Annotated in this window: 19 protein-coding genes; 13 read left to right on the top strand and 6 right to left on the bottom strand. The window is 67.6% G+C overall.

What is annotated here, in order from left to right; genetic code table 11:
* The first annotated feature begins 1 nt into the window (after position 1).
* Positions 2-1,831, top strand: a complete 1,830-nt coding sequence (locus ACZF5Y_RS02070; protein ID WP_497534175.1) for an ABC transporter ATP-binding protein — start codon at positions 2-4, stop codon at positions 1,829-1,831.
* Between the two features lie 6 nt (positions 1,832-1,837).
* Here the strand turns inward: ACZF5Y_RS02070 and ACZF5Y_RS02075 are convergent, their stop codons facing one another.
* Positions 1,838-2,191 carry a DUF4229 domain-containing protein gene (locus ACZF5Y_RS02075; protein ID WP_497534176.1) on the bottom strand — a complete coding sequence of 118 codons (354 nt, stop codon included), beginning with the start codon at positions 2,189-2,191 and terminating at the stop codon, positions 1,838-1,840.
* 84 nt (positions 2,192-2,275) lie between these two features.
* Between ACZF5Y_RS02075 and ACZF5Y_RS02080 the strand changes: the two genes are divergently transcribed.
* The 3 genes from ACZF5Y_RS02080 (at position 2,276) to ACZF5Y_RS02090 (ending at position 5,608) form a co-directional block, all read left to right on the top strand.
* The gene (locus ACZF5Y_RS02080) at positions 2,276-2,824 is read left to right on the top strand and encodes a PLD nuclease N-terminal domain-containing protein (protein ID WP_497534177.1); all 549 of its coding nucleotides are present in this window, start codon (positions 2,276-2,278) and stop codon (positions 2,822-2,824) included.
* Between the two features lie 5 nt (positions 2,825-2,829).
* Positions 2,830-4,632 carry a 2-succinyl-5-enolpyruvyl-6-hydroxy-3-cyclohexene-1-carboxylic-acid synthase gene (gene menD, locus ACZF5Y_RS02085; protein WP_497535284.1) on the top strand — a complete coding sequence of 601 codons (1,803 nt, stop codon included), beginning with the start codon at positions 2,830-2,832 and terminating at the stop codon, positions 4,630-4,632.
* An 88-nt stretch (positions 4,633-4,720) separates the two neighbouring features.
* Positions 4,721-5,608 carry a PPK2 family polyphosphate kinase gene (locus ACZF5Y_RS02090; RefSeq protein ID WP_497534178.1) on the top strand — a complete coding sequence of 296 codons (888 nt, stop codon included), beginning with the start codon at positions 4,721-4,723 and terminating at the stop codon, positions 5,606-5,608.
* Here ACZF5Y_RS02090 and ACZF5Y_RS02095 read toward each other — a convergent pair.
* On the bottom strand, positions 5,605-6,927 hold the full coding sequence (locus tag ACZF5Y_RS02095) for an isochorismate synthase (RefSeq protein ID WP_497534179.1): 1,323 nt from the start codon (positions 6,925-6,927) through the stop codon (positions 5,605-5,607). The genes ACZF5Y_RS02090 and ACZF5Y_RS02095 overlap by 4 nt on opposite strands.
* Positions 6,928-7,035: 108 nt before the next feature.
* On the opposite strand from ACZF5Y_RS02095, the gene ACZF5Y_RS02100 reads away from it, so the two are divergent.
* From ACZF5Y_RS02100 to ACZF5Y_RS02110, 3 genes are all read left to right on the top strand, one after another.
* Positions 7,036-7,998 (top strand): class I SAM-dependent methyltransferase, encoded by a 963-nt coding sequence (locus ACZF5Y_RS02100; RefSeq protein WP_497534180.1) that lies wholly within the window; start codon positions 7,036-7,038, stop codon positions 7,996-7,998.
* A 41-nt stretch (positions 7,999-8,039) separates the two neighbouring features.
* Entirely contained in the window at positions 8,040-9,053 is a 1,014-nt protein-coding gene (locus ACZF5Y_RS02105; protein ID WP_497535285.1) for a polyprenyl synthetase family protein, read from the top strand.
* A 126-nt stretch (positions 9,054-9,179) separates the two neighbouring features.
* Positions 9,180-10,580, top strand: coding sequence for an FAD-dependent oxidoreductase (locus ACZF5Y_RS02110; protein WP_497534181.1), 1,401 nt, complete (start codon positions 9,180-9,182; stop codon positions 10,578-10,580).
* 179 nt (positions 10,581-10,759) lie between these two features.
* Here the strand turns inward: ACZF5Y_RS02110 and ACZF5Y_RS02115 are convergent, their stop codons facing one another.
* Entirely contained in the window at positions 10,760-11,644 is an 885-nt protein-coding gene (locus tag ACZF5Y_RS02115) for a Sir2 family NAD-dependent protein deacetylase (RefSeq protein ID WP_497534182.1), read from the bottom strand.
* A 99-nt stretch (positions 11,645-11,743) separates the two neighbouring features.
* On the opposite strand from ACZF5Y_RS02115, the gene pyrE reads away from it, so the two are divergent.
* A complete protein-coding gene (gene pyrE / locus ACZF5Y_RS02120) occupies positions 11,744-12,298 on the top strand; it encodes an orotate phosphoribosyltransferase (RefSeq protein WP_497534183.1) in 555 nt (184 codons plus the stop codon).
* Between the two features lie 76 nt (positions 12,299-12,374).
* Here pyrE and ACZF5Y_RS02125 read toward each other — a convergent pair whose 3' ends face one another.
* From ACZF5Y_RS02125 to ACZF5Y_RS02135, 3 genes are all read right to left on the bottom strand, one after another.
* Entirely contained in the window at positions 12,375-13,181 is an 807-nt protein-coding gene (locus ACZF5Y_RS02125) for an amino acid ABC transporter ATP-binding protein (protein WP_497534184.1), read from the bottom strand.
* Positions 13,178-14,014 (bottom strand): amino acid ABC transporter permease, encoded by an 837-nt coding sequence (locus ACZF5Y_RS02130; RefSeq protein ID WP_497534185.1) that lies wholly within the window; start codon positions 14,012-14,014, stop codon positions 13,178-13,180. Before ACZF5Y_RS02130 ends, ACZF5Y_RS02125 begins: the two co-directional genes overlap by 4 nt.
* A gap of 66 nt (positions 14,015-14,080) precedes the next feature.
* Entirely contained in the window at positions 14,081-14,974 is an 894-nt protein-coding gene (locus ACZF5Y_RS02135) for an ABC transporter substrate-binding protein (protein ID WP_497534186.1), read from the bottom strand.
* A 235-nt stretch (positions 14,975-15,209) separates the two neighbouring features.
* On the opposite strand from ACZF5Y_RS02135, the gene ACZF5Y_RS02140 reads away from it, so the two are divergent.
* The 5 genes from ACZF5Y_RS02140 (at position 15,210) to ACZF5Y_RS02160 (ending at position 21,065) form a co-directional block, all read left to right on the top strand.
* The gene (locus tag ACZF5Y_RS02140; RefSeq protein WP_497534187.1) at positions 15,210-15,935 is read left to right on the top strand and encodes a FadR/GntR family transcriptional regulator; all 726 of its coding nucleotides are present in this window, start codon (positions 15,210-15,212) and stop codon (positions 15,933-15,935) included.
* On the top strand, positions 15,932-17,548 hold the full coding sequence (locus tag ACZF5Y_RS02145) for a gamma-glutamyltransferase family protein (protein WP_497534188.1): 1,617 nt from the start codon (positions 15,932-15,934) through the stop codon (positions 17,546-17,548). Before ACZF5Y_RS02140 ends, ACZF5Y_RS02145 begins: the two co-directional genes overlap by 4 nt.
* A gap of 109 nt (positions 17,549-17,657) precedes the next feature.
* Entirely contained in the window at positions 17,658-18,434 is a 777-nt protein-coding gene (locus tag ACZF5Y_RS02150; RefSeq protein WP_497534189.1) for a sulfite exporter TauE/SafE family protein, read from the top strand.
* Between the two features lie 190 nt (positions 18,435-18,624).
* Positions 18,625-19,449, top strand: a complete 825-nt coding sequence (locus ACZF5Y_RS02155; protein ID WP_497534190.1) for a carbon-nitrogen hydrolase family protein — start codon at positions 18,625-18,627, stop codon at positions 19,447-19,449.
* A gap of 116 nt (positions 19,450-19,565) precedes the next feature.
* Positions 19,566-21,065 carry an APC family permease gene (locus ACZF5Y_RS02160; RefSeq protein WP_497534191.1) on the top strand — a complete coding sequence of 500 codons (1,500 nt, stop codon included), beginning with the start codon at positions 19,566-19,568 and terminating at the stop codon, positions 21,063-21,065.
* The last annotated feature ends 24 nt before the right edge of the window (positions 21,066-21,089 follow it).

Below are 21,089 nucleotides of genomic sequence, written 5' to 3' on the forward strand. Positions count from 1 at the left end.
CATGAGCCCCGAGAGCGTTCGCGGCACGAGCGGCGAAGACCGCGACACCTACACGAAGGCCGAGAGCCGCGCGATCCGCCGGCGTTCGCTGCGGCTGCTGGGGTCGATCCTGCGCCCGCTGAAGCGCCTCATGCTGCTGACGGCCGTCGTCGTCATCATCTCGTCGGCGATGCGTGCGGTCGGCCCGTCGCTCATCGCGTACGGCATCGACACGGCATTGCCGCGCGCGGTGGAGGCGGGGGACTGGGTGCCCGCAATCGGTGTTGCCGTCGCCTTCTTGCTGACGGGGGCGATCGGATCACTGCTCGTCGGCTGGTACGTGGTGCTCATCGCGCGACTGACGCAGGCCGTGATGATCGAGCTGCGCACGCGCATATTCCGCCATACGCAGCGCCTCAGTCTCGAATTCCACGAGGGGTATACGTCGGGGCGCATCATCTCGCGTCAGACGAGCGACCTCGAGTCGATCCAGGAGCTCATGGACGGCAGCCTGAACGAGCTCGTCGACGCGGTGCTCATCGGCACCTTCACCCTGGTCATGCTCTTTGTGCTCGATTGGAAGAGCGGACTCGTGCTGCTGTTCATGGGTATTCCACTCGCGTTGCTGATGCGCTGGTTCGTCGTCGAGTCGCAGAAGGGCTTCCGTTCCACCCGCGTGGTGAGCGCCCGGCTCATCGTGCAGTTCGTCGAGACGATGACCGGCATTCGCGCCGTGCAGGCGTTCCGTCGTGAGCGCAACGGCGACGCCGCGTTCGGCGAGGTGTCTGATCAGTACCGCAAGGCGAACCTGCGCGTGATTCGGCTCTTCGGCACCCTCGACCCCGGTCTGATTCTGCTCGCGAACATCACCGTCGCGGTCGTGCTGCTCTGGGGCGCGCTGCGCGTGACGAGCGGCGAACTCGCGATCGGCGTGCTCATCGCGGCGGTGCTCTACGTGCGCAACTTCTTCGGCCCGCTCGAAGACGTCGCGATGTTCTTGAACTCGTATCAGTCGGCGACCGCAGCGCTCGAAAAGGTATCGGGTGTGCTGGAAGAAGAGCCGACGGTGCGAGATCCCGAGCGCCCCGTGCGGCTCGAGCATCCGCGCGGGCAGTTGCGCTTCGACCACGTGACCTTCGCCTACGGCACCGCCGGCGCGGCCGCGCGCACCGTGCTCGACGACTGCGACCTCGAGTTGCCCGCCGGGCAAACGGTGGCGCTCGTCGGCACGACCGGCGCGGGCAAGTCGACGCTGGCGAAGCTCGTTGCGCGGTTCTACGATCCGACATCCGGTGCCGTGCGACTCGACGGCGTCGATCTGCGCGAGCTCGATGCGGCAGACCTGCGCCGGGCCATCGTGATGGTGACGCAAGAGGCCTATCTCTTCAGTGGCACGGTCGCGGAGAACATCGCCCTCGGCAAACCCGATGCATCGATCGACGAGATCCGTGCGGCGGCGCGAGCGGTCGGGGCCGAAGCGTTCATCGAATCATTGCCCGATGGGTTCGACACCGATGTGAACAAGCGCGGTGGGCGCGTATCGGCGGGTCAGCGTCAGCTGATCTCATTCGCCCGCGCGTTCCTCGCCGACCCCACCGTGCTGATTCTCGACGAGGCGACGGCCTCGCTCGACCTGCCGAGCGAACGCCTCGTGCAAGACGCCCTGCAGCGCCTGCTCGCCGATCGCACCGCCATCATCATTGCGCACCGCCTCTCTACCGTCGCGATCGCCGATCGAGTGCTCGTGATGGAGCACGGTCGGGTGGTCGAAGACGGGGCGCCGGCCGAGCTCGTGTCGCTCGGCGGCCGATACGCCAAGTTGTACGCGGAGTGGGAGTCGACGCAGGTGTAGCGCTCGTCAGTCGCGCGGGGTCTGCTGCGGAGGCGCAACGGTCTCATCGGGAGGCCCTGCTGCGGCGTCGCTTGCGTCGCCCGACGTGCCGGCACCGTGCTCGGCGCCCGCATCGACCGCCTCGTCTTCGACGATGTCGTCTGCCGTGCGATCGCGATTGCGCCAGTCGTAGATGCTCTCGGAAGCCGTGGCGCGCGAGCGTGCCAAGAAGATGACCGAGAGCGCGACTCCGATGAGCGCTGCGAAGATGGCCGCCAGCCACGGCTGAATGCCGATGAGATAGAGCACCGCAAAGGGCACAGCGAAAAAGAGCAGACGCAGCACGATGTAGATGAGCCAGGCGGAGCGGGGGTTCTTCACCCGCACGAGTGTAGTCGCGACGCCTGAACCGCCCCTTGGCGCAAGGCCCAGGGAACCGCGCAGCCGTACGAGTACGATTGGGGTATGGTGCGATTCGTGATTATCGGAATCGTCGTCGCCGTGGCATTGACACTGTACGCGCTGGTCGACGCGGCGATGACCGATGCATCGCGTGCACGAGGAGTGTCGAAGCCGATCTGGATCGTGCTGATCGTGGTGCTTCCGGTGATCGGCGCGTTGCTCTGGTTCTTTATCGGCAAGGGTGCGCAGCAGTCTCGCGCTGCGCACCAGCATCGTCGGGCTCCTGATGACGATCCGCGTTTTACCGGAACGCGGTTGTCGTCGAACGATCTCGACGCGCACATGCGCGATCTCGAAGATCGACTCCGCGAACTCGACAATGAGACGTTTCCGGGCGAGCAGCCCGTATCCGAGGCCGGCGCGTCACCCGAGGCCGATGAGTCGACCGCGAGTGAGACGGCGCAGACGGTTGAGCCGTCGACGCCTGAGGCAACTGACTCAGACACTACCGCGACTGACGGTCCGTCGACGTCGCCTGCTCCAGAAGCCGAACCGCGTGATGCACGTTCGGGTGAACCTGGAAAGCGGCCAGACGGCGATTCGACGTCGTGACCGAGATGGTGCCTGAGGCGTCGGGTGCACCCGTGCAACCGGCCGCGGCCTCGGTCTTCGCGGTCGAATTGCTCGCAGAGTTCGTGCGGCGCGGAGTGCGTGACGCGGTCGTCTGCCCCGGCTCTCGATCGCAGGCGCTCGCGCTCGCGGCGGCCGCGGGCGAGGCGGCTGGGGCCCTGCGCCTCCACGTGGCTCTCGACGAGCGATCTGCGGGCTTCTTCGCACTCGGCGTTGCACGTGAAACTGGGTACCCGGCACCGGTGATCGTGACGAGCGGTACCGCGGTCGCGAACCTGTTGCCGGCTGCGTTCGAGGCAGACGCCGGGCGCATCCCCTTCGTGATGCTCACTGCAGATCGACCCGAAGAGCTCAGGGGCATTCGCAGCAATCAGACCACGCGACAGGCCGCCATCTTGGGGGCGACTGCGCGATGGTCGGCCGACGTGCCCGCGCCGTCGTTCGTCGACGGTGATCTGCGCCGCGAGCCGCAGCGGGATCCGAGCGCCTTGGCCGCACGTGCGCTCGCGCACTCGATCGGAGAACCGGGAGGGGCGCCGGCGGGCCCCGTGCAGCTCAATCTGGCGTTCCGCGAGCCGCTTTCGGGCACCGCTGGTTTCGACCGAATGATCTCGGCCGGGCTCGCTGCGGCGGCGCAAGAGCGGGACGCTATGCCGCTCGCGTCCGCGGTGCCGACTGAGAGGCTGAACGCCGACGCCGGGGCGTACGTGCACGAGGGTGATGCCCTCGCCGTCGTCATCGCCGGTGCGGGCGCCGGTGATGAGGCCGAAGAGTTCGCGCGAACCGCAGGCTTGCCACTGCTCGCGGAAGTGGTGAGTGGTGCGCGCTTCGGGCGTGAAGCGGTCGCGGGGTACGCGACGCTGATCGATGACCCCGAGATCGGCGGGCTCATCGAACAGGCGATCGTGTTCGGGCATCCGACACTCACCCGCCAGATTCCGGAATTGCTGCGCCGCGACGATGTTGATGTGATCGTCGTCGATCCGCACGCGGGCCGAGGTGTCGAACACTTCGACCCAGACCGCGCGGCGCGCATTGTGCCGGCGGCTCGGGTGGCCGAGCATCACGACCGCAGAGCCCTGCGGCGCTGGCTCGGCGCGTGGGTCGTCGCAGACCGCGCATTGCAGCGCGACCGCTCGACCGTGCATGAGCCCGACCTCGCAGCAGCGCAGGCTCCGGGCTACAAAGAGCGCAACGCCTATGCGCGCGCAGAGGTTGCCGCGATGCGCGAACCGATCACGCGAGAGCTGCTCGTCGAGAGCGTCTGGCGGGGCACCTGGCCGCACGACCGTCTGATCGTCGCTGCATCGAGGCTGGTGCGCGTGCTCGATGCGATCGCCCCGGCTCGCCGACTCGCTGTGCACGCGAACCGTGGGCTCGCGGGCATCGATGGCACCATAGCGACGGCGCTCGGCGTCGCCACGGCGAGTCAAAATATCGACGATCCTACTGCGGGAGCGGGCACCACCCGCGTACTCATCGGCGATCTCGCGACACTCCATGATGCCGGATCGCTGCTGCTGCTCGACGGAGAGCGTCGCCCGCGGGTGCAGCTGTTCGTCGGCAATGACGGGGGCGGCACGATTTTCGACGGGCTCGAGGTTGCGGGTACCGCCGACGCCGATGCGTTCGCGCGTGTGATGCGCACCCCGCACCGTGCAGATCTCTCCGCGCTGGCGCAGGCCTACGGGTGGGAGTACCGTCGGGTGGCCACGCGCAGCGAGCTCGAGCGATTGCTCACCGAACCCGTCACGGGCCCCAGCCTCATCGAGATTCCGATCGCCCAATAGTGCGCCGCGGCCCCGGCCCGCCCTACAGTGGGGAGCACGGAGTGCGCGAGCCGGTGCGCCGGGCGCTGGCTGAGGCTGAGGAGACACGATGACGAAGACCTTCTGGAGTGACGACGTCGCCGAACTGCTGAGGGTCGGCGACGGCTTTCAGCTGAGTGCGGTGGACCCGGCGGCGAAGCCCGGCACCGAGGCCGGCAAGCGTGCCGGTGAGCAGGAGCTCGCTCGGGCCGCGCAAGAGTTGCGTGTGCTGCAGGAGAAACTCTTCGCTCAGAGCCGACTCGGAGCTCCGGATCGCCTGCTCGTCGTACTCCAAGCCATGGACGCCGCAGGCAAGGGCGGCATCGTGAACCACGTCTTCGCGCAGACGGAGCCCTACGGGCTCGCGCTCACCGCCTTCAAGTCGCCGACCGTCGAGGAGCGGGCGCACGACTTCCTCTGGCGAGTGGAACCTCGCGTGCCCGGCCCCGGCGTGATCGGGGTGTTCGACCGTTCGCACTACGAAGACGTGCTGATTCAGAAGGTGCGCGAGTTCGCGCCACCCGAGGAAATCGAGCGTCGGTACGGTGCGATCACCGAATTCGAGGCGCGCATCTCCGCCGAGGGAGTGCGCGTGGTGAAGATCATGCTGCACATCTCGCCCGAAGAGCAGGCGGAGCGCCTGCTCTCGCGCCTCGACGACCCCGAGAAGTACTGGAAGTACAACCCGGGGGATGTCGATGAGCGCCTGCACTGGCCGGCGTATATGGATGCGTTTCAGATGGCGATCGAGCGCACGAACTCCGATGCAGCGCCCTGGTATGTCGTGCCCGCGAACGCGAAGTGGTACGCCCGCGCGGCGGTGCAGCGCATTGTGATCACCGAGCTCGCGAAGTTGAGCCCGCACTGGCCCGAGCCCGATTTCAATGTCGCAGCCGAGCGGCAGCGCGTCGTCGACTCGCTCGACATCCGCTGGCCCGCGAATGATGGAAGCGTCTAAGCCTCACGCGCAAACGATTCCGTGATCGGGCGAAACTTCGAGACCGTCTCGCCGAGCTCATGTTCCGGGCTCGATCCTTGCACGATGCCGCCACCGGCGCTCGCCACCACGGCGCGAGTGCCGGTGGCGGCATCGCTCGTTGCGACCTGAGCGCAGCGCAGTCCGATCACCCATTCGCCGTCGCCGTCTGCGTCGATCCATCCGACGGCGCCGGCGTAGCGGCCCCGGTCGAACGGTTCGAGTTCGGCAATGGCCTCGACGGCCATCGTGGTCGGGGTGCCCGCCACTGCGGCCGTCGGGTGCAGGGCGCCGACGAGCTCAACGGCAGAGCTGTGCTCGCCGAGCGACGCCCCGAGATCGGTCGCGAGGTGCCAGACATTCGGAAGCTGCAGCGGAAACGGCTCTTCGCTCGAACGCAGCTCGCGCACGTGCGGAGAGAGCGCGGTGACGACGCTTTGCACGGCGAACGCGTGCTCGTGCTGCTCTTTGGTGCTCGTGAGTAGCTCGTCACGAGCGCGCAGATCGCGCTGGCCGTCTTCGGTATGACGCGCACGGGTACCCGCGAGCACGCGGGCCGAGACCGCGCCGTTGGTCGAACGAATCAAGGTTTCGGGGCTCGCGCCGATGAACCCGTCGATCGCGAATGTCCAGCAGTCGACGTAGCGCTCTGCGAGCCGGCCGATCGGCACGCGTAGGTCTGCGTGCGAGGCGAGCGCGCCCTCGAGCTGGCGCGCGAGCACGATCTTTTCGAATGTGCCGACGTCGATGCGACGGCCTGCTTCGCGCACGCCGGCCAAGTACGCGGCACGTGAATCTTCGCCAGACGCGAGGGGGCGATCGTGCAGGGCGACACCGGGCCACGCACCGAGTGGGGTGGCCTGTGGAACGGTCTGCGAAGCGAGGCGTGCGACAGGTTCGGGATCGACGCCGAGATCGAACACCTCGGTGATCCATGCGCGACCGCGATGCCGTGCCACCAGCACTCGGGGCACGATGAGTACGCTTTCGGTCGTGCTCGTGTCGGCGAATGCGAACGTACCGAGCGCGACGAGACCCGATCCGGGCATGCCGACGGGGTCGTCGATGATCGCCGTCTCGGCGATCCGGCGCCACTCAGCGGCTGCGTCGGCGAAGCGGCGCGGCCCCGTGAACGTGAGTCTCAGCACCTCGCCGATGCCGACGCAGCCGCGATCGTCCCGCGTCCAGATCAATGGGGACGATGAGTCGGCGAGATTGACGAGGTCGGGAATCTGCTCGAGCTGCCGGGTCACTGCGCGCAGTCGAGGCGCCGCGGAGGTGGCCAGAGTGGAGCTCGTCACCCCCACAATCTACTCCTGTCGGCTGCGCGGTTCGCTCACGGCGGCGAGAGCTGCTCGCGCCGCACGACAGCCCAGGTGATGAATAGGTGAACGGGATAGCATGGTGGGGTGACCCGCCCCGATACTGCGACCAAGCACGCCGCTGATGTCTCTGCCATGTTCGATGAGGTGTCGCCGCGATACGACCTCATCAACGACGTGCTCACCGTCGGCAACGATCGGTTGTGGCGCATCGCTACAACGAAGGCCATCGCCCCGCGAAAGGGCATGCGCGTGCTCGATCTCGCCGCAGGCACCGGCACGTCGTCGGCCGCGATTGCTGCGCACGGCGCGCACGTCGTCGCCGCTGACTTCTCGGAGGGCATGCTCGCCGAGGGCCGCAAGCGTCACGCGGGCAACGATCTCATCGAGTTCCAGTGGGCCGATGCGACCCAGTTGCCGTTCGACGACGACAGCTTCGACGCCGCCACGATCTCGTACGGCCTGCGCAACGTGAGCGACCCCAAAGCAGCGCTCGCCGAGATGCGACGCGTGGTGAAGCCGGGCGGCCGAGTGGTCATCGCCGAGTTCTCGACCCCGCCGTCTGCCGTGGTGCGCGGCCCCTACACGTTCTACGGCCGTCATGTGCTGCCGCGGGTCGCCGGAGCGATCAATCGCGACGCCGCGGCCGCCTACGCATACCTCAACGAGTCGATCGAGGCGTGGCCCGACCAGGCCGAGCTCGCCGCGTGGATGCGCGAGGCCGGCCTTGAGCGCGTTGCCTACCGCAACCTGACCTTCGGCATCGTCGCTCTGCACCGCGGATTCGTGCCGCGCGAGGCGCCGAAGCCTGCGGCGGCGCCAGCATCTGATGCCACGCCGAAGGCTGCCGCAGCGACGAAGAAGCCCGCGGCGACGCGGAAACCGGCCGCGAAGAAGCCCGCCGCTGCAAAGCCTGCTGCTGCGAAGAAGCCGGCGGCGAAGCCCACCGCCTCGAAGCCTGCGGCTGCCAAGCCCGCCGCGAAGAAGCCCGCAGCGGCCAAGCCCGCCGTATCGAAGCCTGACACCCCAGACACCGGAGACACGAAGTGAGCCGTCCCATCGCCGAAGACACGGCCACGCAGGCGCTGCCGATGCGCCTGTTCCACGGGGCCGCCGATCGTCGTCACGCGAAGCAGATCCAAGATCAGCTCGAAATCATCGAGGCCGAGCTGCTCGAGCACCTGCGGTTCGCGTCGCCGGTCGCCGATGCTCCCGCCCGGTACTTGATGGGTGCCGGGGGCAAGCGGATCCGCCCCGTGCTCACCCTGCTCACGAGCGAGCTCGGGTCTGGGCCGAACGAGCTGGTGCGCCGCGCGGCCGAAGCGGTCGAGATGACGCACCTCGCGTCGCTGTACCACGACGATGTCATGGACGATGCGCGCTTGCGCCGAGGGGTGCCCGCTGCGCAGACGGTGTGGTCGAACTCGGTGGCGATTCTCGCCGGCGACCTGCTCTTCGCCCGCGCGTCGTCGCTCGTCTCGGGCATGGGCGAGGCCGCGATTCTGCTGCAGGCGAAGACCTTCGAGCGGCTCTGCCTCGGGCAGCTGCACGAGACCGTTGGGCCGCAGCCCGGCGACGACCCGAAGGCGCACTATATTCAGGTGCTCGCCGACAAAACCGGCGCACTGATCTCGACCGCGGCGCGCATGGGCGTGATGTTCGGTGAGGCGCCGGCCGAGTACGCAGACCCCGTCACCGAATACGGTGAGCGCATCGGTGTCGCCTTCCAGCTCATCGACGACGTGATCGATCTGTCGCCGAAGCAGGAGCGCACCGGGAAGCGCGCGGGCACCGACCTGCGCGCCGGCGTCGTGACGCTGCCGCTGCTCTTGCTGCAAGAGCGCGCGGCCGCAGGCAACGCCGACGATGCCGCGCTGCTCGCGCGTATCGACGCGGGCGTCGCGCAGATCCGCGACGGTGCCGACTCGTCGCTGCTCGACCCCGAGGTGGTCGCCCTGCAGACCCACGAGGTCACCCGCGAAACCGAGGCGACGGCGCATCGCTGGGCCGAAGACGCCGTGCGCGCGCTCGACGTGCTGCCGAAGTCGTCGGTGAAACGTGCGCTCGAGCGCATGGCCGACTCGATCGTGAACCGCGAAGGCTGACGCGCCGTGCCCGCCCGCCGTGGCTGAGCGCTGCAACGGACGGCGATCCCGCACCACCCACGTACCACCCGATTCTCGAATCCCCGCGGAGAATACCGTCAGGGGAACGGAAGGAAGAACCGAGCGATGAGCAAGATGCGACTGGCGATCGTGGGGGCCGGCCCCGCCGGTATTTATGCAGCGGACCTGCTGCTGAAAGCCGAACGCGAGTTCGCCGTCGAGATCGATCTCTTCGAGCAGCTTCCCGCTCCGTACGGTCTGGTGCGCTACGGCGTCTCACCCGATCACCCGCGTATCAAGGGCATCATCAACGCGCTGCGCGACGTGCTCGACCGCGCCGGTTCGGGCGAGACCGGCGACGACACGATCCGCTACTTCGGCAATGTGCGCTACAGCCAAGACGTCACGCTGGCAGACCTCAAACGCCATTACCACGCGGTCATCTTTTCGACCGGTGCGATCCGCGACGCCGCGCTCGCGATTCCCGGTATCGACGCCGAGGGATCATACGGCGCCGCCGATTTCGTGAGCTGGTTCGACGGGCACCCCGACGTGCCCCGTACCTGGCCGCTTGAGGCGCAGTCGGTGGGCGTGGTCGGCAACGGCAACGTCGCGCTCGACATCTCGCGCATGCTCATCAAGCACGCCGAAGACCTGCTGCCCACCGAGATTCCGTCGAACGTCCACGCCGGTCTCGAAGAAAACCCCATCGAAGAGCTGCACCTCTTCGGCCGCCGCGGCCCGAAGTACGTGAAGTTCACGCCGCTCGAGCTGCGCGAGCTCGGCGAGGTGCGCGACGTCGACATGGTGATCGACGAGCGCGACTTCGCCTTCGACGACGCGTTCGCCGATGAGGTGCTCGTCAAGAACAAGCAGGTCATCGTGATGACCCGCATCATGGACAAGTGGCGCGACGAGCAGCGCGCGCGAGAAGCCGGCGAGGTCGCCCCCGCGTCGCGTCGCCTGCATCTGCACTTCTGGTCGAAGCCCATCGAGGTCGTCGTCGAAGACGGTCGCGTCGCGGGGCTGAAGATCGAGCGCACCGCACCCGATGGCCAGGGCGGCATCGTCGACACCGGCGAGTTCGAGATCGTGCCGATCCAATCGATCTACCGCGCCGTCGGCTACTACGGCTCGCCGCTCGAAGAGATCCCGTTCGACGATGCGAAGGGCGTGATCCCGAACACCCAGGGGCGCGTGCTCGACCTCGAGGGCCAGCAGATTCCAGGGGTCTACGCGACCGGATGGATCAAGCGCGGCCCCGTCGGGCTCATCGGTCACACGAAGTCGGACGCCATGGAGACCCTCGAGTGCCTCCTGGAGGATCGCGAGAACCTCTGGCAGCCCGAGGCCCCCGAGCCCGAGGCGATTCCGGCGCTGCTCGAACAGCGTGGCGTGCCCTACACGACCATCGAGGGTTGGCACCGTCTCGACGCCCACGAGCTCGGCCTCGGCGAGCCGCACGGCCGCGAGCGCATCAAGGTTGTGCCGCGCGACGAGATGACGCGCATCTCTCGCGGGGAGTAGCGCTCCCGGATGCTGCGCTGTGCAAATGTCGCGCGAGTGTGAGCCGAAACCGCGAGTGTGAGGGGTATTTCGCCTCACACTCGCGGTTTCGGCTCACACTCGCCGATTACCCTCACACTCACGGCGCGGCAAGCGCGGCAAGCGCGGCTCGCAGGGCACGCGCGGCCCGCACGCCGCGCCTACCGCAGCACCCGTTCCAGCGCCTCAAGGGTCTGGGTCGCACCGCCGTCGATGCGCAGCGACACCGAAGGGCGCGCATCGATCGCGGTGGGCCCGCGGTTGATCACGGCGAGCGGAATGCCTCGGCGTTCGGCACGGTGCACGAGGCGAATGCCGGTGTTCACCGCAAGCGAGGTGCCGACGAGCAGCAGCGCCCCGGCTTCGGCGACCAGATGTTCGGCGGCGGCGAAGACCGGCTTCGGCACGAACTCGCCGAAGTAGACCACGTCGGGGCGCAGCGTTGCCCCGCACTCGGGGCAACGCGGCTCGACGACCAAGTCGGTTTCGGCGACGAGGGCATCGCCATCGGGAGCGATCTCGGCTTCGGCGTTGCGCTCGACGAAGCCGGGATTCTGCTCGTCGAACCACGTGAGCACCTGGTCGCGCGTGAATCGGTGGCCGTGTTCGGTGCACCGGATCACGCTGCCATTGCCGTGCAGCTCGACGACGGTGCGCGATCCGGCGCGCCGATGCAGGTTGTCGACGTTCTGCGTGATGACACCGTTGATGCGACCGGCGGCTTCGAGGCGCGCGAGCGCGAGGTGCCCGGCATTCGGGGCGACGTCGGCGGCGCGCAGCGCTCCGATGCGGGCGCCCGCCCAGAACCTGCGGCGATACGCCGGGTCTTCGGTGAACTGCGAGATGCTCATGGGGGTGCGCGGCGGGGTGCCGGCGCCGCGATAGTCGGGGATGCCGGAATCCGTGCTCGCTCCTGCGCCGGTGAGCACGGCCAGCGGGGCGTCTGCGAACAGCGCGGCGAGGCGCGCGATCTGCTCAGGATCGGGGCCGGAGCCGGGGCCCGTGGTGCCGGCCGCATCGTGCGAGGTGCGCGTGGGGTCTGACATGGCGACCTCCTTCGAGCATCACGCTAGTCGACGCGACCCGACTTCGTGGGCCTGTCCGCCCACGGCGGAGTCCGACGAAGCGCCAGTAGAATCGACCCCATGACCACTGCGCGCGAACAGCTCATCGAACTCATCACGAGCGAGGCCGTGTTCCACGGCGACTTCACCCTCACGAGCGGCAAGAAGGCGACCTACTACATCGACCTGCGCAAGCTCAGTCTCGATCACCGCGCGGCTCCGCTGATCGGCCAGGTCATGCTCGACCTCATCGACGACATCGATGGTGTCGTCGCGGTCGGCGGCCTCACGATGGGCGCCGACCCCATCGCCTCGGCGATCATGCATCAGGGCGTGGCACAGGGCAAGGTGTACGACTCGTTCGTCGTGCGCAAGGAGCCGAAAGATCACGGTCGCGGTCGCCAGGTCGAGGGCCCCGATCTCGCGGGCAAGCGCGTCGTCGTGGTCGAAGACACGTCGACCACGGGCGGCTCGCCCCTCAAAGCGATCGAAGCGCTGCAGAAGGTCGGCGCCGAGATCGCCGCGGTCGCGGTGGTGGTGGATCGTCAGGCCCCCGCCAAGGAGCGCATCGAGGCGGCCGGCTTCGAGTACCGCTTCGCGATCGGCCTCGATGACCTCGGCCTCGACCCGCAGTAGTCGCACGCTCGCACACGCAGAACGCCTCCGACCCGCACAGGATCGGAGGCGTTCTGCGTTTCTGAGCAGCGCCCGGCTACAGCACCTTCGACAGGAACTGGCGCGTGCGCTCGTGGCTCGGGTTGGTGAAGACGAGCTCGGGGTCGCCCTGCTCGATGATGGCGCCGGCGTCCATGACGATCACGCGATCCGCCACCTCTCGAGTGAAGCCCATCTCGTGACTCACGATGATCATGGTCATGCCGGCCTTCGCGAGGTCTTGCATCACCTGCAGCACCTCGCCCACCATCTCGGGGTCGAGGGCGCTCGTCGGCTCGTCGAAGAGCATCAGCGCGGGTCGCATCGCGAGTGCGCGGGCGATCGCGACGCGCTGCTGCTGACCGCCCGAGAGCGAGCGCGGCCGCACATCGGCCTTGTCTGACAGGCCCACGCGATCCAGCAGCTCACGTGCGTACGCGATCGCCTCGGCCTTCTTCTCGCCCTTCACCCGCACCGGGGAGTGCCAGATGTTCTCGAGCACGGTCATGTGTGGAAAGAGGTTGAAGTGCTGAAAGACGAAGCCGATATCGGATCGCTGCGCGGCGAGCGCCTTCGCCGAGATCTCGCGGATCTTGCCGTTCTCGCCCACTCGCTCGCCGATGCGCTGCCCGTTGACGTAAATCTCGCCGCTGTCGATCGGTTCGAGGCGATTGAGCGTGCGCAGAAAGGTCGTCTTGCCGGCACCCGATGGGCCGACGAGCACGACGACCTCGCCGCGGTCGATCTCGAGGGTGACGTCGGTCAAAATGTGCCGGTCGCCGAACCACTTGTTGATGTCGACGGTGCGCACGATCGGGCCGTCGGCGATCGTGACGGGGGCGGTGTACTCGGTGGTCGCGCTCATGCTGCGGCTCCTTCGAGGTCGGCGATGGGGCTCTTCGGGGCGACCCGGTCGCGCTTGCTGCGGAAGCCGAACAGACGCTTCCAGATCGACTCGGCCTGCGGCAGGCCGGCCTTGGCGTTGAGCCAGTTCTCGATGAAGGTCTGAATGACCGTCCACACCGTCGTGAGCAGCAGGTAGTAGAGGGCGACGACGATGTAGATCTCGAAGACCTTGAACGTGGCCGCGCTCATCGAGCTGCTCACCTGGAACATCTCGGCGACGCCGATGATGGAGAGGATCGAGGTGCTCTTCATGAGGCCGTTGAACGAGTTGCCGAGCGGCGGCACCATGACGCGGATCGCCTGCGGCACGATGATCCACCGCATCGAGGCGAGCGGCGTCATGCCGAGCGAGAGTGCCGCTTCGGTCTGGCCCTTTTCGATCGATTCGAGGCCACCGCGCACGATCTCGGAGATGTACGCGCTCTCGTTGAGCATGAGCGCGACGATGGCGGCCTGCACGGCGCCCTTGATGAGGATGCCGATGGTGAAGGCATCGAACTGGAAGGCGAGCGAGAAGTCTTCGAAGCGGAAGAGGTTCGCTGCGGCGAAGCCGGTGTAGATGATGACGAGCTGCACCAGCAGCGGGGTGCCGCGGATGATCCAGATGTAGAGGCTCGCAAGGATGCGCAGCGGCACGAAGCGGCTGCGGCCCATGAGAGCGATGATGAGGCCGAGGATCAACGCGAGCGCCATCGCGACGATCGAAATGATGATGGTGAGCCCGAGCCCGTTGAGGAAGCTCTCGCTCGGCGCGAAGAGGCTCTGCCAGAAGTAGTCCCAGTCGAATTTCATGAAGTGTCTTTCGTGAGGTCGGCTCGGGGCGGCGCGCAACGTCGTGCGCCGCCCCGAGCCTGCGGATTACTCGGGCTGCGTGATGTCGTTGCTCTCGACGCCCCAGGTGGCGAGGATGTCGGCGTAGGTGCCGTCGTCGACGATCGCGGCGAAGGCCTCGTCGAGTGCGATGTTGAGCTCGGTGTTGTCTTTCAGCGTCGCGGCGCCGATGCGAATCTTGCCGAACGGTTTGCCGATCGCCATCAGATCGCCGTCGGACTGCTGCTCGTAGTAGCTCACGATCTCGGTGGTGTCGATGAACGCGTCGGCCTGCTTCGCGAGCACCTGCTGCAGGGCGTTGGTGCCCTCGTCGACCAGCGTGATGGTCAGCGGCTCTTTGCCGTCGGCAACGCACTCGTCCGACTTCTCCTGCGCCGAGGCCGCACCCGTGGCACCGGTGATACCGACGACCTTCGTGCCGCAGAGCGAATCGTCGAAGCCGGTGACGTTCTTCGGGTTCTCTTTGTTCACCGCGACCGCGGTGCCCGAGTAGAGGTAGGGCACGAAGTTCGCGATCTCTTCGCGCTCGGGCTTGATGTAGAGCGACCCCATGATGACGTCGCACTGCTTCGCCTGGAGCGCGGGGATCAGACCGGCGAACGCGTACTCACCGAGCGTGGTGGTGAGCCCGAGCTGGTCGGCCAGAGCGTTCGCGATGTCGATCTCGACGCCCTGCAGCTCGTTGTTCTCGTCGTAGAAGATGTTGGGCGCGCTGTCGCCGGTGCAGATGGTGAGGGTGCCGTCCTTGATGATGGTCGGGGCGGTGAGGGCTGCCTCAGTGGTGTTCGAGTCGCCGGATCCACCGGCCTCCTCGGCCGGGGCGTTCGTGGTGACGGTGCACGCGGCGAGCGACAGGGTGAGCCCTGCGGCGGCGGCGAGGGCGAGCACCGGAGCGGTGCGCGATGCAGTGGGGAAAGCCACGATGATTTCTCCGTTCAGTGGGATCCGCCCGGAGCCGGGCGGATGTCTTGCGCATTCCCGGTAAGCCGGGTGTATGCTCGATCAGCAGTTGGTAGGACCAACGGATGAACTGAATGGACGATACCCCGGTCGGGGTCATCGCGTCAACGGGCAGGCCGATACGAAACCCAACTGAAACACGAGCCGCAACGTCGGCCGTGTCCATTACGATCACGAGAGCATGAAGGAGGCGCACATGGACTGGAACGACATTGGCCGAGCGACAACGCTGTCGCTGCCCGACCGGCTGTCGGTCGATATCGAACGCCTGATTCTCGACGGCAAACTCGAGCCGGGGGAGCGTCTGCCCGCCGAACGTGAGCTCGCCGATCACTTCGGCGTCTCGCGCGTCTCGATTCGCGAGGCGCTTCGCGAACTCGAGAACCGCGGGCTCATCGACCGTCGCCCCGGCCGCGGCACCATCGTGCTGAGCCCCGGCGAACGCGCCGATCTCAGCGACGGCGTGCTCGGGCGGCTCGCGGTGTTGAAGCCCGAGCTCCACGACATCATGGAGCTGCGCGCCATCGTCGAGCCCCCGATCGCCGGCATCACCGCGACCCGGGCGACCGCGCGCGACGTCGCTCAACTGCGCGAGCTCGTCGAGGCGATGGAGACCGACGTCACCAAAGAGCGCTACGCCGAACTCGACCGCGCCTTCCACCAGGCCATCGCGCAATACGCGCACAACCCGCTGCTCGAACTCATCAACGAGCAGATCGCCCAGCAGATCGCGCCGAGCCGCGCGAGCCGCTACCAGACGAAAGCCCGACGCAACGCTTCGAGCGTGGCGCATCGCCGCATCTTCGAAGCGATCGCCGCCGGTGACGCCGAGCTCGCCGAAGCCGAGGCGCGCGCCCACGTCGTCGATATCAGTACCCAGATCGCCCACGCCGCAACGACGCACGAGGAGACGCCCACATGATCGACGCCGCACCCGGCACCGATTCCCGCTCAGCCGAACACCCGCGGGCTGCGGCCTCGCCGCCCGCAGCCGCGCACCCGGCACCGACCGTGCTGCCGGCACGCGGCGCGATCTCCACGTCGCACCACCTTGCCACGGAGGCCGGCGCCGCAGCGCTGCGGGCCGGTGGCAATGCCATCGATGCCGCGCTCGCCGCAGTCGCGGCCCTCTGCGTGGTGTACCCGAACAACACCGCGCTCGGCGGCGACCTCGTCGCGCTCGTGCGTAACCCCGCGGGCGAGGTGCGCTTTTTGAACGCCACCGGCCCGGCCCCGGCCGAGCAGTCGATCGACGTGCTGCGCGAGCGCTACGGCGACCTGCTGCCGCTGCGCGGCATCGACACGGTGACGGTGCCCGGCGGTGTCTGCGGCTGGAACGCCCTGCACGAATACGGTGCGACGCGGCCCTGGTCGCAGCACTTCGAGGCCGCCATTCGCTACGCGGGCGAGGGCGTGCCGACGGCTCGCTCTCTTGCGGCGGGCATCGTCGAAGATCGTGAGGTGCTCGAACTCGACCCCGGCTGCCGCGACATCTTCTTCGACCAGGGCATCCCGCTGACCGAGGGCGACCCCTTCGTGCAGCCCGCTCTGGCCACGACGCTGCAGCGCATCGCGGCTGGGGGCTCCTCCGAGTTCTACGAGGGTGAGCTCGCCCAGCAGTGGATCGCCGGCCTGCGATCGATGGGCTCGCAGATCACCCTCGCCGACACCGCGGCGTACTCGGCCGAGTGGGGCGAGCCGCTCGAAGGCGAGTTCGGTGGGCACCGCGTCTTGACCGGGCCGCCGAACAGCTCGGGGTTCATGCTGCTGCGCGCGCTGCGCGACATCGCCGCCGGCATCGACGACCCGCTGGTGACGGGGGCCGGATCCCTCGCCCGCTCGTATCAGGCGAGCAGCGCCGTGCGCGCCGCTTCACTCGCCGACCCCCGTTTCGGCGGAGCGACGGGCGCCGAGCTGATCGATGAGCCCGCGCCGGCGCACCCTCCGGTGCACGACGGCAAGCCCACGGGCGACACGGTCGGTTTGAGCGCCGTGAGCGCCGACGGGTGGGCGATCTCGCTCATCAACTCCGTCTACTTCGGCTTCGGCGCCGCAGTGATCGAACCCGAAACCGGCATCCTCTTCCAGAATCGCGGCACCTCGTTCTCGCTCGACCCGGCGCACCCGAACGCGTTCGAGCCGGGTAAGCGGCCGCGCCACACGCTCATGCCCGTGATGGTGCTGCGCGGCTCCGAACTGGCCTGGGTGCCGGCCACGATGGGCGGGTCGGTGCAGCCGCAGATCCACACGCAGCTGCTCGTGCGCTCTCTCGCCGGTGCTGCGCCGCAGGAGGCGACGCACGCGCCCCGCTGGATCGTCGACGAGCCCGCCGCCGACGGAGTGGTGCGTGTCACGATCGAGGAGACGGTGCCCGCCGAAGCGCATGCGGCGATCGAGGCCGCCGGCTTCCCGCTCAAAGTCGTGCCGCCGAACACCGAAGACCTCGGGCACTCGAACCTCATCCGCATCGCCGCAGACGGGGCCGTCGACGCGGCGAGCGATCCGCGTTCCGATGGGTCGGCGATTGTCGTCTGACGCCCCGCATCGCCGGGTCGCCCGGCATTCCCGCCCACGCGCCGTCGTTGTCCGGTATACCTGTAGTGTTCGCGGCTCCCGCAGAACCGCGAGATCGAGAAAGCAGCACATGACCCAGACCGCCCGCCCCGGCTTCTTCCCGCTCCTGCTCGTCGGCATCGCCGGCGGCATCCTCTCCGGACTCTTCGGCATCGGCGGCGGTACGATCATCGTGCCCGCCCTGGCGCTGTGGTTGAGCATGCCCCAGAAGCTCTCGGCAGGCACGTCGGTCGCGGCGATCCTGCCCACCGCCATCGTCGGTGCGACAACGTACGGGCTCCAAGGGCACGTCGACTGGATCGCCGGCGCCTGCCTCGCCGTCGGCATCGTCATCGGGGCGCAGGTCGGCAGTATGCTGCTCGCGAAGCTGCCCGTCGGTGCGATTCAGTGGGGGTTCATGGGCTTCCTCGCGGTCGTCATCGTGAGCCTCTGGTTCGTCGTTCCGCAGCGCGGCGACGAGATCGAGATCTCGGTGCTCACCGTCATTATGCTCATCGTCACCGGCTTCATCACGGGTGTGCTGTCGGGCCTTCTGGGCGTGGGCGGCGGCGTCGTCGTCGTGCCCGTGCTCATGTTCTTCTTCAGCTCGAGCGACCTCGTCGCAAAGGGCACCTCGCTGCTCATGATGATTCCTGGCTCGATCTCGGGCACCATCGGCAACTTCCGCCGTCAGAACGTCGACCTGCGCGCCGCCGCCATCGTCGGCCTCGGTGCGTGCGCGTTCGTGCCCGTCGGCAACTTCTTCGCCGTCGGCATCGACCCGTTCTGGGGCAACGTCGCGTTCTCGCTCTACCTCGTCTTCATCCTCACGCAGATGCTGGTGCGCAAGCTGCGCTCGAAGAAGTAGGGCGTCGGGTGCGCTGGGCCGGGCGGGCCGGCGCGTGATCGCGATCAAGGTAACTTCGTGAGGGTGTTGCGATCGATTTTCGCATTGACACTGGTATCGACTTACCCCGATCCGGCACCGCGGTCGCATGGAGCGCAACCGCCGCAATTTTAATTATCTCATTTGGGCATAATTGTGCTTGAATGTTCGCATGACCGATGAGGATCGCCCCCTGCGCATCGCCGCGTGGCAGGCCGCGAGCACACCCGCCGACCTGACGGCGAACCTGGCTGCGCTCGAGACCGCAGCCGTCGAAGCCGCCGCGGCGGGCGCCGAACTGCTCATCACGCCCGAGATGTACCTGACCGGGTACAACATCGGCGACGACGTGCGCCGCCTCAGCGCGCAGCAGCCGCTCGACCGGGTGCGCGGCATCGCCGAGCGCGTCGGCATCGCCATCGTCGCGGGTGGCCCCGAACTGCTCGGCGATGACGTGCAGCGCAGCCCCATCGCGAATGCCGCCTGGTTCATCGACGACACCGGCACGGTGCTCGCGAAGCACCGCAAGATTCAACTCTTCGGCGATCTCGATCGCAACCTGTTCGTCGCCGGAGACGAGCCGAGCACGGTGGTCCATTACCGCGGGCATCGCATCGCAGTGCTGATCTGCTTCGACGTGGAGTTTCCGGAAACCGTGCGCGCCGCCGCGCGTGCGGGCGCCGACCTCGTCGCGGTGCCGACGGCGCAGATGGAGCCGTTCAGCTTTGTCAACGAACACCTCATCCGAGTGCGTGCGTGGGAGAACGGGGTGCATGTCGCCTACGCGAACCAGCACGGGCCCGACGGCGACCTGCACTACGTCGGTCGTAGCGTCATCGCAAGCCCCCTCGGTGAGCATCTGGCGCAGGCCCCGGCCGTGGGCGAGGCGCTGCTGCTCGCGACGGTCGACAGATCCGTGGGCGAGCAGTCGCGTGACCAGAATCCCTACCTCGCCGAGGTGCGCAGCGCGCTCTTCCGCGGCGACGCGCATCCCTGATCTCGCTCGGCCACGGCCGAATCCTTCCAGATCCCACGGTCGCTGCCAAACGCGAGCTGCACTCCCACCGCTGACGGCGGCATCGACCGACCCCGAATTCGAACAAGGAAGTTCTCATGAGCTCTGAATCCGCTGCATCCGCGGCAACGCCAGCCGCGCCCGCGCCCGCCACCCCGGCAGCCGACCGCTCCCGACTCACCGGCAGTCTCGGCACCGGAGCCATCGCCTTCATGGTGATCGCCGCTGCGGCTCCGCTCACCGTGATCGGTGGCAACGCCCCGCTCGCGATCGGGCAGGGCAACGGAGCCGGTGCTCCCGTTGGCTTCCTGCTCGCCTCGATCGTGCTGCTGCTGTTCGCCGTCGGGTTCGTCGCGATGACTCCCTACGTGAAAGAGGCGGGCGCCTTTTTCAGCTATGTGACGATCGGTCTCGGCAGTCGCCTCGGCATGGGCACCGCCTACGTCGCGCTTGTCGCCTACACCGCGATTCAGGCCGGCATCTACGGGTACATGGGGTGGGCGGTCATGGATCTCGTGCGCAACTACGGCGGGCCCGAAATCCACTGGTCGATCTTCGCGATCGCGGCGCTGCTGATCGTCGGATTCCTTGGCTATCGGCACATCGACCTTTCCTCGAAGGTGCTCGGCGTCGCCCTGCTGCTCGAAATGCTCGTCATGATGATCGTGAACGTCGCGGTGCTCATCAACGGCGGCCCCGAGGGGCGCTCGGCGGCATCCTTCGACCCGCAGGTCTTCCTTACACCGGGGCTCGGCGTCGCCGTGCTCTTCGCGCTGACCGGGTTCATCGGTTTCGAATCGACGGCGATCTACCGTGACGAGGCCCGTGATCCGGCACGCACGATTCCGCGCGCAACCTATTTGGCCGTCGCCATCATCGGCGTCTTCTACACGCTCTCGGTCTGGGTGCTCGTGGTCGCGTCGGGAGCGGGCAGCGTGACCGAAGTCGCCCAGCAGACGCTCTTCGGATCGAAGAACATGCTGCTCGACACCGCCGGTGAGTTCGCCGGATCGCTGACGCGCAGCACCATGCAGATTTTGCTGATCACCAGCCTCTTCGCGTGCGTCCTGAGCTTCCACAACATCATCGCGCGCTACCAGTTCGCGCTTGCGAAGATCGGATCGATGCCCGCGCGACTCGGCACGGTGCACGCGAAGCACCAGAGCCCCGCTTTCTCGTCAATCGTGCAGAGCATCACCGCGCTCGTGATCGTCGCCATCTTCGTGGTGATCGGCCTCGACCCGCTCGTGCAGGTATTCGGCTACATGGCGGGCGTCGCAACCGTCGGCATGGTCATGATGATGCTGCTGACCACCGTGGCGGTGGTCGTGTTCTTCTTGCGTCATCCGCGACTGCGCAAAAACGCGTGGACGGCCACCGTCGTGCCGATCATCGCGGTCTTGGCGCTCGGTGTCTCAGCGTGGCTCGTGCTCTCGAACTTCACGATGGTGACGAGCGGCAGTCTCGCAGTGAGCATCGGACTCGCGCTCGTACCGCCCGTCGCACTGATCGTCGGCGCGATCGTCAACCGCAAAGACGGCGGCCGCACCGTCGACATCCAACTCGATCGCGTGCTCGAGGCCGAGTCGCAGCACTGAATGCGCGCCAACCGCTCGCTAAGC

This window comes from Leucobacter sp. WKLB1 (genome assembly GCF_059696215.1).